Genomic DNA, 13206 nt, shown 5'->3' with positions numbered 1-13206 from the left:
GGACGGCTCGGTGGACAGGCGCACGAAACAGCGCGCCGCGGTCCTGTGACCGGGCGGCGCGCTGGGCGGCCTGTCAGTTCGGGAGCGGAACCATCCGCCCAGTGTACGTGACCGCGGAGGGGCGCTCGTCGTCCGGCCGGTGGCGGGTGGGGGCCGGAGGACGGCAGGGCCGGTCCCGGCCATGCCGATCCGGTGCGGGGGGCATGTGTGAAAGGCCCCCGGGGGGCCAGTATGAGGGTGGCGGCGTGCGGCGGGACGGCTCCGGGACCAGCGACTGGTCCCGGCACGAAGGAGGGTGAGCCGGATGACCCAGGTCACGGCGAATGTGCCGGAGGGGACACCGAACTGGCTCGACATCGGCGTCCCCGACCTTGAGCGGGCGAAGACGTTCTACGGGACGCTCTTCGGCTGGCAATTCGAGGACACCGGCCCCGAAGGGGGCCACTACAACATGTGCATGCTGCGCGGCGAGCCCGTCGCCGGGATGATGCGGAACCCGGACGACCAGCCCGCGCAGTACTGGTGGAACGTCTACTTCGCCACCGACGACTGCGATGGCCTGGTCAAGCGCGTCACGGACGCGGGCGGGGAGGTCGTCGCCCCCGCCATGGACGTGATGGACCAGGGCCGCATGGCGATCCTCAAGGACCCGCAGGGCGCCCAGTTCGGCCTGTGGCAGGGGCAGGCCCATCCCGGCTCCCGGATCGTCAACGCCCCAGGATCGTTCGTGTGGAACGAGCTGGCCACGCCCGACTCCGCGGCCGCCGGCGAGTTCTACCGGGCGGTGTTCGGCTACGAGCCGGAGCCGATGCCGGGCGACATGGACTACCTCGTCCTGCGGCGCGCGGGCGACGGCCGCTACATCGGCGGGATCCTCGGCGGCTCCGGCCTCGTCCTCGGGGGCGGCGGCGATCCCGTCCCGTCCTGGACGACGTACTTCGCGGTCGACGACGCCGACGCGGCGGTCCGGAAGGTGCGGGCGGGCGGCGGCACGGTCGACTCCGAGCCGGCCGACAGCCCGTACGGCCGGGCGGCCGCCGTCCGCGACCCGTTCGGGGTGCCGCTGCACGTGATGAAGCCGGCGCCCGAGCCCGAGTCGTGACCGTTCTCCGGGGGCCCGGCCCGCCGGGCCCCCGGAGAACGGCCCCGGAGTCAGCCCTGCCGCTCGGCGGCGAGCCGCTGCCCGATGGTCTGGTGCAGCCGCTGGAGCCCGGACGTGCCCACCAGGCCGATCTGGCCTTCGAGGTCGCGCAGCAGGACGTCCTCGTTCATCACGGCCTCCGACGACTGCATCATCACCGTGCCCTGGCCGGTGAAGTCGAACTGGTGCTCCTCGCCGGACTGGCCGCCGATCCCGAACACCATCCGGGCGGCGCCGAACGCCCCGCGCATGTAGGAGTGGTCGTAGTGGTGGCAGGGGGACGGGCAGTCCGCCCACCCGAGCAGCGCCTGCGGGTCGACCCTGATCGGCGGCTCGACGAAGTGGACGGGCCCGTTGGAGGCCGCCACGAAGCGCCCCGTCCCGATCAGCGTGAGGAACCCCGGGATGATCGACTGCTTCAGCTCCAGGCCCGGCTCGAACGCGAGCAGGTTCCCGGCCCGGACGGTCAGGTTCCCGTTCTCCAGGTCGAAGGAGTTGACGTCGAACCCCCGGTCGGCGAGGACGAGCTTGCCCTGCCCCTGGGCGACGATCCAGTCCTGCGCGTACAGCGGGGAGTTGAACGTGTGCGCGACGAGGGAGTCCAGCGGGCCCGCCGACAGCGCCTCGAACCTGATCTGCCCGTAGTAGGCGATCATCTTGCCCTTCTGCGCGAACCACTGCCCGTTGAGGTCGACGCTGAAGGCGTAGGGATTGACGTTGTCGTTGGACGGAAGCGTGTGCGGGTTCCAGGTCCGCGTGCCGAAACTGGTCACGGGTCAGATCTTCCTCTCGCTGGCCTGGACGTAGACGACGCCGGAACCGCTCAGCTCCAGCTGGAAGCCCTCCCCGGAGCCGCGTCCGATCATGTCGCGCAGCCCGACCGCCGTGGTCAGCTTGTTCTGCACCTGGCCGCGGTGGGCGACGTACGCCTGCGGGTCGACGTGGACGGGACGCTGCGGGGTGATCGGCATCTCCATGACGCCGCCGTGCGACAGCAGCGCGCACGAGCCGTGCCCGGTGAGCGTCGTGGTGAACAGGCCCTGCCCGGTGACCGCGCCGCGGACGATGCCGCGCACGCCGCCCTGCTCGCCCATGAACATCGTCCCGACCTGGAGGGTCGTGTCGTGGACGAGGAGCCGGTCGGCCTCGGCGTACAGGGTGTCGGCGCCGTTCAGGTCGATGACGGTGACCTCCAGCCCGCCGTGCCCGAACATGACGCTGCCCTGCCCGGTGACGTGCATCATCGCGCTGCGCTCGCCGGCGACGGCGCGTCCGAGCGTGCCGCCGATGCCCTGCCCGGCCGTCGCGGTCGGGGCGAACGACACGGGCCCGGTGTAGGCGAGCATCGCGCCGCGCTTGCTGTAGACCTCCTGCCCCGGCCCGATCCGCACCTGGAGCATCTTGGAGTTGATCGACTGGTATCCGGGCATCAGATCTCCAGAATCCCGCCGCGCTCGGCCGGCTGGACGTACACCAGCCCGTGCCCCTGGTACCGGAACTGCACGCTCTCCCCCGATCCCTGGCCGATCACCGTCCGCCAGTTGACGTCGGTGACCACATCCTGCTGGAGCTGCCCGTGATGGCAGACGTAGGCGTGGGGGTCGACGCACAGCGGTGTCTGCTGCGTCACCTCCAGCGCGATGGCCGGTCCGTCGGACAAGACCGCGACCGTCCCGTGCCCGTCCACCTTCGTGGTGGCGAGCCCCTGGCCGGTGCCCATGCCCCGCAGCCCCACGAACTGGACGCCGGTCTGCAGGTTCCCGTCGAGGGCCAGCAGGCTCTCCGACTCCACGAAGAGGGTGTCGCCGGTGAGCTGGACGAGGGTCACCTCCGTCGCCTCGCTCGCCAGGTAGACCGTCCCCTGCCCGGTGATCTCCATGAGGGTCATGCCCTCGCCGGCGATCCGCCGCTTGAGGGCGCCCCGCAGCCCCTCGCCGCCCGTCATGCCCTGCCGCTTGAACGCCATCTGGCCCTCGTAGGCGACCATGGAGCCGTTCAGCGCCCGGATGGTCTCGCCCGCGAGGTCGACGGCGAGCATCTTCGAGCCGTTCAATCGAAATTGCGCCACGAAGCGAGAAGATACAGCCCGGCGCGTTGCCGGTCGCGCTCGCGCGCACATCGGGAAGGATGAGCACCATGTGGATCGCTCCCGAACGCCGCAGTATCAGCCGGTGGGCCGTGCCGGGACTCGTCCTGGCCGCCGGTGTGGTGGTCGGGGCCGTGCTGGCCGCAGATGGACGGTCCGGAACGGCCCTCATCGCGCTCGCCGCGCTGGCCGGATACGCGGGCTACCTGGGCTACCGGCGCAACGAACCGGCGCTGCCGATCAGCGACGGGTTCGGCTCCGGCACCCGGGCCCGCGCGCACCTGCGCGCCGCCGCGACGACCGGCGACGTGCTGACCGTCGCGGTGGTCGGCGGCCTCGTCGTCCAGGCGCTGCGCGGCTCCGACATCACCCCGTACGTGTGGCTCGCGGCCGTCGCCGGCGCCACCTACCTGATCGCCGCGCTGGCCGGCACCCGCAGCCTCTGACCGCCGCTGCCGGGTCAGCGGGCGCTCGGTGGCCCGTCGAGTGGACCACGCCGGGAAAGTCCGGTGGCGACCGTTTCCTGAGCGAGGATGGCCGCCTGGACCCGGCCGGCCAGGCCGAGCTTGCCGAGGATGCGGCTGACGTGCGTCTTGGTGGTCGTCTCCGCCATGTCGAGGCGCGCCGCGATCTGCCCGTTCGACAGGCCCTCGCCCAGACAGGCGAACACCTCGCGCTCCCGCGGCGTCAGCGCGTCCAGGCCGGGCGCCGCCGCCTGGGCCGCCGGGCGGGACGCGAACGCGCCGATCAGCCGCCGGGTCACCCGCGGGGCGATGATGCCGTCGCCGGCCGCGACCGTCCGGACGGCGTCCACGAGGTGGTCGGCGTCCACGTCCTTCAGCAGGAAGCCGGCGGCGCCCGCGCGCAGCGCGCCGAACACGTACTCGTCCATGTCGAAGGTGGTCAGCACCAGGACGTCGGCGAACCCGGCGATCTCCCGGGTCGCGCTGATGCCGTCGAGGCGGGGCATCCGGACGTCCATCAGCACCACGTCGGGGCGCAGCTCCCGGGCCAGCTCGACCGCGCGCAGCCCGTCCGCGGCCTCCCCGACGACCCGGACGTCCGGCGCGCCGCGCAGGATCAGCACCAGGCCGGCCCGCACCGCCGCCTGGTCGTCGGCGACCAGCACCTCGATCATGGCGTCCTCTCCAGCTCCACGGGCAGCTCGGCGTGCACCCGCCACCGGCCGCCGTCCGGTCCCGCGTCGAAGTCCCCGGACAGCATCACCGCGCGCTCGCGCATCCCGACCAGGCCGCGGCCGCTGCCCGGCAGCCGGGAACCGTCCCGGCCGAGCGGGCTGGACACGTCGATCACCAGCCGCCGGCCGTACTCGACCCGGACCTCGGCGCGGCCGGGCCCGGCGTGCTTGAGCGCGTTGGTCAGCGACTCCTGGACGATCCGGTACGCGGCCAGCTCCACCGCCGCGGGCAGCTCCGCCGGCTCCCCCGCGACCTCCAGGCGCGCCGACAGGTCGGCCCGCGCGGTGTGCCGGACGAGCCGGTCCAGCTCGGTGAGCCGCGGCCGGGCCGCCGGGTCGGCGTCGCCGCCGTCGCGCAGCAGCCCGATCATCCGCCGCATCTCGGCGAGCCCCTGCACGCTGTTCTCCCGGATGACCCGCATGGACCGCTCGATCTCGGCCCGGTCCAGGTCGGGCACCCGCAGCACCGCCGAGGAGTGCAGCGCCACCGCGCTCAGATGGTTGGCGATCACGTCGTGCAGCTCGCGGGCCATCCGGGCCCGCTCGGCGGTCACCGCGGCGCGCCGGTCCAGCTCGGCCAGCCGCGCCACCTGCTCGGCCCGCTGCCGCTCCGCCTCCGCCCGCCGCCGCTCCGCCTCCGCCCGCCGCCGCTCGGCGTCGGCCCGGAACCGGTGCTCGCGGACCGCCATCGCGGTCAGCACCGGCGCGACCCACACCAGCCCGGCGACCGCACCCGCCACCACGCCGACGGCGACGCCGCGCAGCCCGATCCCGACGCCGGCCACCACCGCCAGCGACGCCGACACGGTCGCGCCGAGCAGCCACTCCGCGGTCCGCCGCCGCCCGTACAGGCTCGCCGCGTACAGCGCGTCCCCGTAGATCATCGCGGTGGCGATGCTGGGCCCGAACGCGACGTCGGCGAAGTTGAACGGGGTCGCCAGCGCCAGCCCGGTCAGCGGCGCCCTCCGCCGCAGCAGCATCGCCGAGCACAGCCCGAGCAGCGGGACGAGACGCAGCCAGAACGACGGGTCCCAGTCCCGCGACCACGTCGAGTAGCCGTGCGCCGCGAGCATCAGCAGCCCGCCGGCGAGCGCCGCCACGACGATCAGCACGTCCTGGCGCGTGGTCGGCCGTCGGATCAGGTGCACGGATACATCTCAGCATCCCGGCCGCGATGTCTCGTCCCTCCGGGTGAGGAGCCCGCGTACATCCTTCGGAGGACCCGCGAAACCTCACCGCGGCCGACGAAACCCCCGCCCCTCCCCGAACACGATGGAACCGTGCTCATCGCCGTCATCGCCGGATGCGAGATCGGGTTCTGGGTCTTCCTCGCCGCCGGCCTCCTCGCCCGCTACCCGCTGCGGCTGCGCCGCACCGGCGCCGCGCTGCTGCTCTGCGTCCCCCTCGTCGACCTGGTGCTGCTCGCCGCGACGGCGGCCGACCTGCGCGGCGGGGCGACCGCCGGCACCGGCCACGGCCTCGCCGCCGCCTACCTCGGCTACTCTGTCGCGTTCGGGCACGGCATGGTCCGCTGGGCCGACGAGCGCTTCGCGCACCGCTTCGCCGGCGGCCCGCCCCCTCGCGGGAAGCCGGAGTACGGCTCGGCCCGCACCCGCTACGAGTGGCGCGAGTTCGGCAAGGCGGCCCTCGCCACCGCCATCGCCTGCGCCCTGCTCCTCACCATGATCGTCCTCGTGGACGATCCGGACCGCACGCAGGCCCTCACCGCCTGGCTGGCCCGCCTGGGCGCGGTCCTCGCCATCTGGGCCATCTGGCCGGTCAGCCACACCCTCTGGCCTGCCAAGCCGAAGGACCGCGCGGAGCGCGCACCGCGCGAGTGACGATCGCGGGGTCCGGCGGAAGGCCGGCGGAAACACACGAGGCCGCGCCCCGGGGCAGGGGCGCGGCCTCGTGCGTGCGCCCAGGCCGCGGGCGGTGTGCTCAGACGTTCAAGGTGCTCAGACGTTCAAGGTGCTCAGACGTTGAAGGTGCTCAGACGTTGAAGCCGAGGGCGCGGAGCTGGTCGCGGCCGTCGTCGGTGATCTTGTCGGGGCCCCACGGCGGGAGCCACACCCAGTTGATCTTGACGTCCTTGACGAGGCCCTCCAGGGCGCTGTGGGCCTGGTCCTCGATCACGTCGGTGAGCGGGCAGGCGGCGCTGGTGAGCGTCATGTCGATGGTGGCCACCTCGTCGTCGAGGTTGACGCCGTAGATCAGGCCGAGGTCGACGACGTTGATGCCGAGTTCGGGGTCGACGACGTCCTTCAGGGCCTCCAGGACCTCTTCCTCCTGGACGGTGGTGGCGGGCGTGTCGGTCATGATGCCTCTCCGAGTGCGCGTGCGGTCGCGTCCTTCCACGCCATCCAGGCGAGCAGGGCGCATTTGATCCTGGCGGGGTACTTGGAGACCCCGGCGAAGGCGATGGCGTCCTCCAGGACGTCCTCGTCCGGCTCGATGTCCCGGCCGCGGGACTGCATCAGCGCCAGGAACTCCTCGCCGACGGCCATCGCCTCCTTCACGGACTTTCCGATGATCAGGTCGGACATCACCGAGGCGCTGGCCTGGCTGATCGAGCAGCCCATGGCGTCGTAGGAGACGTCCGCGACCGTGGCGTCCTGGCCCTCGCCGTCCAGGTGGACGCGCAGCGTCACCTCGTCACCGCACGTCGGGTTGACGTGGTGCGCCTCGCCCTCGAACGGCTCCCGCAACCCCTTGTGGTGGGGGTTGCGGTAGTGGTCCAGGATGACCTCCTGGTACATCGCCTCCAGCTGCATGTCGTCCCTTCCAAGCCTTTTTCGCTACAACCGGCCCGCGGCTCAGTGTGTTCCGAAGAACTTCTGGGCGTGCCGTACCCCGTCGGCGAGCGAGTCCACGTCGGCGAGCGTGTTGTAGAGATAGAACGTCGCCCGGGTGGTCGCCGGGATGCCGAAGCGCCGGCAGATCGGCCACGCGCAGTGGTGGCCGACGCGGACCTCGACGCCCAGGTCGTCCAGGACCTGGCCGACGTCGTGCGGGTGGATGTCCTCCACGGTGAACGAGACCGCGCCGCCGCGCGCCTCGGTCGTGCCGGGGCCGATGACGCGGACGCCGGGGATCTCGCCGAGCCGTTCGAGCGAGTACCCGACGAGCGACTCCTCGTGGGCCTGGACGCGGTCCATGCCGATGTCGGCGAGGTACTCGCAGGCGACGCCGAGCCCGACGGCCTGCGCGGTCATCGGGACGCCCGCCTCGAACCGCTGCGGCGGCGGCATGAACGTGGACTCCTCCATGTGGACGAGCTCGATCATGGAGCCACCGGTGATGAACGGCGGCATCGCCTCCAGCAGCTCGCCGCGGCCCCACAGGACGCCGATGCCGGTCGGGCCGAGCATCTTGTGCCCCGAGAACGCCAGGAAGTCGGCGCCGAGATCGGTCACGTCGACCGGCTGGTGCGGGACGGACTGCGCGGCGTCCAGCAGGACGAGCGCGCCGACGGCGCGGGCCCGGTCGATGATCTGCTTCACCGGCGGGACGGTGCCGAGCACGTTCGACTGGTGCGTCAGCGCGACGATCTTGGTGCGCTCGTTGACCAGGCCGTCGAGGTCCTCCAGGTCGAGGCGGCCCTCGTCGGTGATGCCGAACCAGCGCAGCGTCGCCCCGGTGCGGCGGCAGAGCTGCTGCCACGGGACGAGGTTCGCGTGGTGCTCCATCTCCGACACCACGACCTCGTCGCCGGGGCCGACCGCGAACCGCTCGGCCTCCGGGCCGGCGGTCGCGGCGTTGCTCATCGCGTACGCGACCAGGTTGATGCCCTCGGTGGCGTTCTTGGTGAACACGATCTCGCCGGGCGTCGCGCCGATGAACCGGGCGATGGAGGCGCGGGCGTTCTCGTAGGCCTCCGTCGCCTCCTCGGCGAGCAGGTGCGCGCCGCGGTGCGGGGCCGCGTTGTGCCGCTCGTAGAACTCCCGCTCCGCGTCCAGGACGCGGACGGGCTTCTGCGACGTCGCCCCCGAGTCGAGGTACACCAGAGGACGCCCGCCGCGGACCGTGCGTCCCAGCAGCGGGAAGTCCTTCTTCAGCTCCTCGGGCAGCATGGTCATAGGGCCGCGCCCGCCTTCACGTACTTCTCGTAGCCCTCGTTCTCCAGCTCGTCGGCCAGCTCGGGGCCGCCCTCGGCGACGACGCGGCCGGCGGTGAAGACGTGCACGAAGTCGGGCTTCACGTACCGCAGGATGCGGGTGTAGTGGGTGATGAGCAGGACGCCGGTGTCGCCGCCGGCGAACCGGTTCACGCCCTCGGAGACGACCTTGAGGGCGTCGACGTCGAGGCCGGAGTCGGTCTCGTCGAGGATCGCGACCTTCGGCTTGAGCATCTCCAGCTGCAGGATCTCGTGCCGCTTCTTCTCGCCGCCGGAGAAGCCCTCGTTCAGGCTGCGCTGCGCGAACGCCGGGTCGATGGACAGGTCGTCCATCGCCGTCTTCATCTCCTTGGAGAACTCGCGGAGCTTCGGGGCCTCGCCGCGGACGGCGGTCACGGCCGAGCGCAGGAAGTTCGAGACGGACACGCCCGGCACCTCCACCGGGTACTGCATCGCCAGGAACAGCCCGGCGCGGGCGCGCTCGTCGACGGACATGGCGAGGACGTCCTCGCCGCCCAGCGTGACGGTGCCGGACGTCACCGTGTACTTGGGGTGGCCGGCGACGGCATAGGCCAGGGTCGACTTGCCGGAGCCGTTCGGCCCCATGAGGGCGTGGGTCTCCCCGGCCTGCACGGTCAGGTCGACCCCGCGCAGGATCTCCTTCGCCCCGTCGGAGCCGTCGCCGACGGAGACGTGGAGGTCGCGGATCTCTAGCGTGGCCATAGTGCGTGTAGTCCTTCGTCGTGGGGTCAGTCGTCGCCGAGCGAGAGGTAGACGTCCCCGCCCTCGACCTTGACCTTGTAGGTGGCGACCGGCTGCGTGGCCGGCGGGTTGGTGGGCTTGCCGCTGCGCAGGTCGAAGCAGGACCCGTGCAGCCAGCACTCGATGGTGCCGTCGTAGACCTCGCCCTCGGCGAGCGAGACCTCGGCGTGCGAGCAGATGTCGTTCAGGGCGTACACGTCGTCGCCGCTGCGCACGACGGCGACGGGCGTGTCGTCGACCTCGACGCCGAGGGCCCCGTCGGCGGGGATCTCGTCCAGCGCGCACACCTTCACGTACCCCTGCTGGGAGGACGCCCCTCCAGGCCCGCCGGGCTTCGCGGATGTGGTCATCGAGCTGCTCCCTGGTCGAGCTCCTCCTCGATGGCCTGGCGGACCTTGTCGCGGACCTCGGCGACCTCGATGCGGTCGACGAGCTGGCCGAGGAAGCCCCGGACGACCATGCGGCGCGCGTCGTCGAAGGTGATGCCGCGCGCCTGCAGGTAGAACAGGTGCTCGTCGTCCAGCCGCCCGGACGCCGAGGCGTGCCCGGCGCCGGCGACCTCGCCGGTCAGGATCTCCAGGTTCGGCACCGAGTCGACCCGCGTCCCGTCGGTGAGGACGAGGTTGCGGTTCAGCTCGTAGGTGTCGGTGCCCTCCGCCTCCGCGCGGATGATCACGTCGCCGATCCAGACGGCGTGCGCGTCCTGGTCCTGCAGCGCGCCGCGGTAGTCGACGCGGCTGCGGCAGTGCGGGACGGTGTGGTCGACGAGGAGGCGGTGCTCCAGGTGCTGGCCGCCGTCGACGAAGTACACCCCGTACAGCTCGGCGTCGCCGCCCGGCGCGCCGTAGGCGACGGACGGCGAGATCCGCACGACGTCGCCGCCGAGCGAGATGTTGTGCGAGACGAACCTGGCGTCGCGGCCGAGCAGGGCGTGCTGGTGGGACACGTGGACGGCGTCGTCCGCCCAGTCCTGCAGGCTGATCACCGACAGGCGGGCGCCGTCGCCGACGACGAACTCCACGTTGTCGGCGTAGGTCGCCGAGCCGCGGTGCGTGAGCACGACGGTGGCCTCGGCGAGCGGCTCCACCACGACGGTGATGTGGCCGTAGGCGGCGGCCGACGCGTCCTCGCCGCGCAGCCGCAGGACGGTCGGCGCCGAGGCGACGGCCTCTCTGGGGACCGTCACGACGGTGGCGTCGGTGAAGGAGTTCCACGCCTGGGCGCTGACCCGGTCGGCGGGGACGTAGGCCTTGCCGATGCGCGGGTCGTCGCGCCCGACGGTCTCGACGGTGACCTCGGGGGCCGCCTCGGCCTCCAGGAGGACCTTGCCGCCGTCCGCGGCGGCGCCCTTGTGCAGGCCGCGGAGGCGGCGCAGCGGGGTGAACCGCCACTCCTCCTCGCGGCCCGTCGGCACCCCGAAGTCGGCGATGTCGTAGGACGCCTTCTCGTGCAGCGTCGAGAGGGGCCGTGAGTCCGATGATGCAGTGGCGAGCCCCATCAGCCGACGGCTCCTTCCATCTGCAGCTCGATGAGCCGGTTCAGCTCAAGGGCGTACTCCATCGGCAGCTCCCGCGCGATCGGCTCGACGAACCCGCGCACGATCATCGCCATCGCCTCGTCCTCGGTGAGGCCGCGGCTCATCAGGTAGAACAGCTGCTTCTCCGACACCTTCGAGACGGTGGCCTCGTGGCCCATCTCCGCGTCGTCCTCGCGGACGTCGACGTAGGGGTAGGTGTCGGACCGGCTGATCTGGTCGATGAGCAGCGCGTCGCACTTGACGGTGGACTTGCTGTGCTCGGCGCCCTCCTGGATCTGCACCAGCCCGCGGTAGGACGTGCGGCCGCCGCCGCGCGCCACCGACTTGGAGATGATGGTGGAGGACGTGTTGGGGGCCGCGTGCACCATCTTGGCGCCGGCGTCCTGGTGCTGGTCCTCGCCCGCGAAGGCGATCGACAGGGTCTCGCCCTTGGCGTGCTCGCCGAGCAGGTACACGGCCGGGTACTTCATGGTGACCTTGGAGCCGATGTTGCCGTCGACCCACTCCATGGTGGCGCCCTCGTAGGCGACGGCGCGCTTGGTCACCAGGTTGTAGACGTTGTTCGACCAGTTCTGGATGGTCGTGTAGCGGACGCGGGCGTCCTTCTTGACGATGATCTCCACGACCGCCGAGTGCAGCGAGTCCGACTTGTAGATCGGCGCGGTACAGCCCTCGACGTAGTGGACGTAGGAGCCCTCGTCGGCGATGATCAGCGTCCGCTCGAACTGGCCCATGTTCTCGGTGTTGATCCGGAAGTAGGCCTGGAGCGGGATCTCCACGTGCACGCCCGGCGGGACGTAGACGAACGAGCCGCCCGACCACACGGTGGTGTTGAGCGCGGCGAACTTGTTGTCGCCGACCGGGATCACCGAGCCGAAGTACTCCTGGAAGATCTCCGGGTGCTCGCGCAGGCCGGTGTCGGTGTCGACGAAGATGACGCCCTTCTCCTCAAGGTCCTCGCGGATCTTGTGGTAGACGACCTCCGACTCGTACTGGGCGGCGACGCCGGCGATGAGGCGCTGCTTCTCGGCCTCGGGGATGCCGAGCCTGTCGTAGGTGTTCTTGATGTCGTCGGGGAGCTCCTCCCACGACGACGCCTGCTGCTCGGTGGAGCGCACGAAGTACTTGATGTTGTCGAAGTCGATGCCCGACAGGTCGGAGCCCCAGGTGGGCATCGGCTTCTTGTCGAACAGCCGCAGCCCCTTGAGGCGCAGGTCGAGCATCCATTCGGGCTCGTTCTTCTTGGCCGAGATGTCGCGGACGACGTCCTCGTTCAGGCCGCGGCGGGCCGAAGCGCCGGCTTCGTCGGAGTCGGCCCAGCCGAACTTGTACCTGTCGAGCCCCTCGAGTTCGGGGTGGGCTGCCATAGTCATAGAACAACTCCAGAGAGTGATATTTTCGTCACGTCGCGATAGCCAAGCGATCGGCGGCAGGGCATGCCGTTGCAGGACGTGGAGACTTCGCCGCTGGGCGGTCTGTGAAGCGTCAACCTCGGCCCCCCGGGTCGGACCCCTCGGCCTCGGCCGCTGGGTGGATGCCAAAGGGAGATCCCTTCGGACCGTCACCTCGGGCCCGGTCGGCGCACAAGTCGACCGGGCTGACGTGGGTGGTGCAGATCCCGTCGCCGTGGGCGATCGTGGCCAGCCGCTGGACGGGGGTGCCGAGCAGCCGGCTGAACGCCTCGGTCTCGGCCTCGCACAGCTGCGGGAACTCCGCGGCGACGTGCGCGACCGGGCAGTGGTGCTGGCACAGCTGCTCACCGCCGCCGGGCTGGGGGGCCTTGGCGGCGGCGGCCGCGTAGCCGTCGCCGGAAAGGGCCTCGGCGAGTGTGCGGACCCGCTGCTGGGGCGGCGCGTCCTGCACGACGGGCCGGTACCGCTGCTCCAGGTCGGCGATCTGCCGCCGGGCGAACTCGGCGACGGCGCGGTCGCCGGCCGTGTCGGCGAGGAAGCGCAGTGCGCTGGTCGCCAGGTCGTCGTAGGCGTGCACGAACGCGCTGCGCCCGGCGTCGGTGATCGCGAACCACTTGGCGGGCCGTCCCCGGCCGCGCCGGGTCTGCGGCACCCGCGCCTTGCGCACCTCGATCATCCCCTCGGCCAGCAGCGCGTCCAGGTGCCGGCGGATCGCGGCCGGCGTGAGGCCGACGCGCTCGCCCAGCGTGGACGCCGTGACCGGGCCGTGCTCGAGGATCAGCCGGGCCACCCGAGCGCGCGTGTCGCGTTCGGTGTGACCGGGGCCCGACGGCGCGCCGGAAGGCCGCGCGGCGGCGCCTCCGGTGGTCGTCTCGTCCTCGCTCACGTATTTCACAACATCAGTGTGCCGTAATTCCTTCCCGCGAAACACCGGAACGCCGATGTCGTAGCTC

The 13206-nt window shown here is 71.7% G+C and carries 16 protein-coding genes; 3 read left to right on the top strand and 13 right to left on the bottom strand.

What is annotated here, in order from left to right; all coding sequences use genetic code 11:
- Window positions 1–304 precede the first annotated feature (304 nt).
- Window positions 305–1102 carry a VOC family protein gene (locus tag AL2_RS28575; RefSeq protein WP_067638961.1) on the top strand — a complete coding sequence of 266 codons (798 nt, stop codon included), beginning with the start codon at window positions 305–307 and terminating at the stop codon, window positions 1100–1102.
- 50 nt (window positions 1103–1152) lie between these two features.
- On the opposite strand, the gene AL2_RS28570 is transcribed toward AL2_RS28575, so the two are convergent.
- Genes AL2_RS28570 through AL2_RS28560 form a run of 3 tightly spaced genes read right to left on the bottom strand, consistent with a single transcriptional unit; the run spans window position 1153 to window position 3209 of the window.
- Window positions 1153–1914 carry an AIM24 family protein gene (locus AL2_RS28570; protein WP_067638959.1) on the bottom strand — a complete coding sequence of 254 codons (762 nt, stop codon included), beginning with the start codon at window positions 1912–1914 and terminating at the stop codon, window positions 1153–1155.
- Window positions 1915–1917: 3 nt separating this feature from the next.
- Entirely contained in the window at window positions 1918–2571 is a 654-nt protein-coding gene (locus AL2_RS28565) for an AIM24 family protein (protein WP_067638957.1), read from the bottom strand.
- Complete coding sequence (locus AL2_RS28560) at window positions 2571–3209, bottom strand: AIM24 family protein (RefSeq protein WP_245667006.1); 639 nt, start codon at window positions 3207–3209, stop codon at window positions 2571–2573. Before AL2_RS28560 ends, AL2_RS28565 begins: the two co-directional genes overlap by 1 nt.
- A 68-nt stretch (window positions 3210–3277) precedes the next feature.
- Here AL2_RS28560 and AL2_RS28555 point away from each other — a divergent pair, with 68 nt between their 5' ends.
- Window positions 3278–3673: an ABC transporter permease gene (locus tag AL2_RS28555; protein ID WP_067638953.1), complete on the top strand. Its 396-nt coding sequence runs from the start codon at window positions 3278–3280 to the stop codon at window positions 3671–3673.
- Window positions 3674–3687: 14 nt separating this feature from the next.
- Here the strand turns inward: AL2_RS28555 and AL2_RS28550 are convergent, their stop codons facing one another.
- Window positions 3688–4365 (bottom strand): response regulator, encoded by a 678-nt coding sequence (locus AL2_RS28550; protein WP_067638951.1) that lies wholly within the window; start codon window positions 4363–4365, stop codon window positions 3688–3690.
- Window positions 4362–5573, bottom strand: a complete 1212-nt coding sequence (locus AL2_RS28545) for a sensor histidine kinase (RefSeq protein ID WP_067638940.1) — start codon at window positions 5571–5573, stop codon at window positions 4362–4364. Before AL2_RS28545 ends, AL2_RS28550 begins: the two co-directional genes overlap by 4 nt.
- A gap of 132 nt (window positions 5574–5705) precedes the next feature.
- Between AL2_RS28545 and AL2_RS28540 the strand changes: the two genes are divergently transcribed.
- Window positions 5706–6266, top strand: coding sequence for a hypothetical protein (locus AL2_RS28540; RefSeq protein ID WP_067638936.1), 561 nt, complete (start codon window positions 5706–5708; stop codon window positions 6264–6266).
- A gap of 151 nt (window positions 6267–6417) precedes the next feature.
- Here the strand turns inward: AL2_RS28540 and AL2_RS28535 are convergent, their stop codons facing one another.
- From AL2_RS28535 to AL2_RS28500, 8 genes are all read right to left on the bottom strand, one after another.
- A complete protein-coding gene (locus AL2_RS28535; RefSeq protein ID WP_067638934.1) occupies window positions 6418–6744 on the bottom strand; it encodes a metal-sulfur cluster assembly factor in 327 nt (108 codons plus the stop codon).
- Complete coding sequence (gene sufU / locus AL2_RS28530; RefSeq protein ID WP_067638932.1) at window positions 6741–7199, bottom strand: Fe-S cluster assembly sulfur transfer protein SufU; 459 nt, start codon at window positions 7197–7199, stop codon at window positions 6741–6743. Before sufU ends, AL2_RS28535 begins: the two co-directional genes overlap by 4 nt.
- Window positions 7200–7241: 42 nt before the next feature.
- Window positions 7242–8504 (bottom strand): cysteine desulfurase, encoded by a 1263-nt coding sequence (locus AL2_RS28525; RefSeq protein ID WP_067638930.1) that lies wholly within the window; start codon window positions 8502–8504, stop codon window positions 7242–7244.
- Window positions 8501–9265: a Fe-S cluster assembly ATPase SufC gene (gene sufC / locus AL2_RS28520; protein ID WP_067638928.1), complete on the bottom strand. Its 765-nt coding sequence runs from the start codon at window positions 9263–9265 to the stop codon at window positions 8501–8503. The genes AL2_RS28525 and sufC overlap by 4 nt, the downstream gene beginning before the upstream one ends.
- A gap of 26 nt (window positions 9266–9291) precedes the next feature.
- Window positions 9292–9654, bottom strand: a complete 363-nt coding sequence (locus tag AL2_RS28515) for a non-heme iron oxygenase ferredoxin subunit (protein ID WP_067638926.1) — start codon at window positions 9652–9654, stop codon at window positions 9292–9294.
- Window positions 9651–10802, bottom strand: a complete 1152-nt coding sequence (gene sufD / locus AL2_RS28510; protein ID WP_067638925.1) for a Fe-S cluster assembly protein SufD — start codon at window positions 10800–10802, stop codon at window positions 9651–9653. Before sufD ends, AL2_RS28515 begins: the two co-directional genes overlap by 4 nt.
- Window positions 10802–12208, bottom strand: coding sequence for a Fe-S cluster assembly protein SufB (sufB, locus tag AL2_RS28505; RefSeq protein WP_439951374.1), 1407 nt, complete (start codon window positions 12206–12208; stop codon window positions 10802–10804). The genes sufD and sufB overlap by 1 nt, the downstream gene beginning before the upstream one ends.
- Before the next feature lie 118 nt (window positions 12209–12326).
- A complete protein-coding gene (locus AL2_RS28500; RefSeq protein WP_083947000.1) occupies window positions 12327–13139 on the bottom strand; it encodes a helix-turn-helix transcriptional regulator in 813 nt (270 codons plus the stop codon).
- Window positions 13140–13206: the final 67 nt, after the last annotated feature.

It is taken from the genome of Actinomadura latina NBRC 106108 (assembly GCF_001552195.1).
Lineage (GTDB): Bacteria > Actinomycetota > Actinomycetes > Streptosporangiales > Streptosporangiaceae > Spirillospora > Spirillospora latina.
The sequence above is the reverse complement of the archived record's forward strand: the minus strand, read 5'-3'. Positions and strand labels throughout refer to the sequence as shown.

Bases quoted from the DNA above. Each gene is read 5' to 3' on its own strand.
- AL2_RS28575 (WP_067638961.1), top strand. From the start codon at position 305: ATGACCCAGGTCACGGCGAATGTGCCGGAGGGGACACCGAACTGGCTC.
- AL2_RS28565 (WP_067638957.1), bottom strand. From the start codon at position 2,571: ATGCCCGGATACCAGTCGATCAACTCCAAGATGCTCCAGGTGCGGATC.
- AL2_RS28555 (WP_067638953.1), top strand. From the start codon at position 3,278: ATGTGGATCGCTCCCGAACGCCGCAGTATCAGCCGGTGGGCCGTGCCG.
- AL2_RS28550 (WP_067638951.1), bottom strand. From the start codon at position 4,365: ATGATCGAGGTGCTGGTCGCCGACGACCAGGCGGCGGTGCGGGCCGGC.
- AL2_RS28535 (WP_067638934.1), bottom strand. From the start codon at position 6,744: ATGACCGACACGCCCGCCACCACCGTCCAGGAGGAAGAGGTCCTGGAG.
- sufU (WP_067638932.1), bottom strand. From the start codon at position 7,199: ATGCAGCTGGAGGCGATGTACCAGGAGGTCATCCTGGACCACTACCGC.
- AL2_RS28525 (WP_067638930.1), bottom strand. From the start codon at position 8,504: ATGACCATGCTGCCCGAGGAGCTGAAGAAGGACTTCCCGCTGCTGGGA.
- sufC (WP_067638928.1), bottom strand. From the start codon at position 9,265: ATGGCCACGCTAGAGATCCGCGACCTCCACGTCTCCGTCGGCGACGGC.
- AL2_RS28515 (WP_067638926.1), bottom strand. From the start codon at position 9,654: ATGACCACATCCGCGAAGCCCGGCGGGCCTGGAGGGGCGTCCTCCCAG.
- sufD (WP_067638925.1), bottom strand. From the start codon at position 10,802: ATGGGGCTCGCCACTGCATCATCGGACTCACGGCCCCTCTCGACGCTG.
- sufB (WP_439951374.1), bottom strand. From the start codon at position 12,208: ATGGCAGCCCACCCCGAACTCGAGGGGCTCGACAGGTACAAGTTCGGC.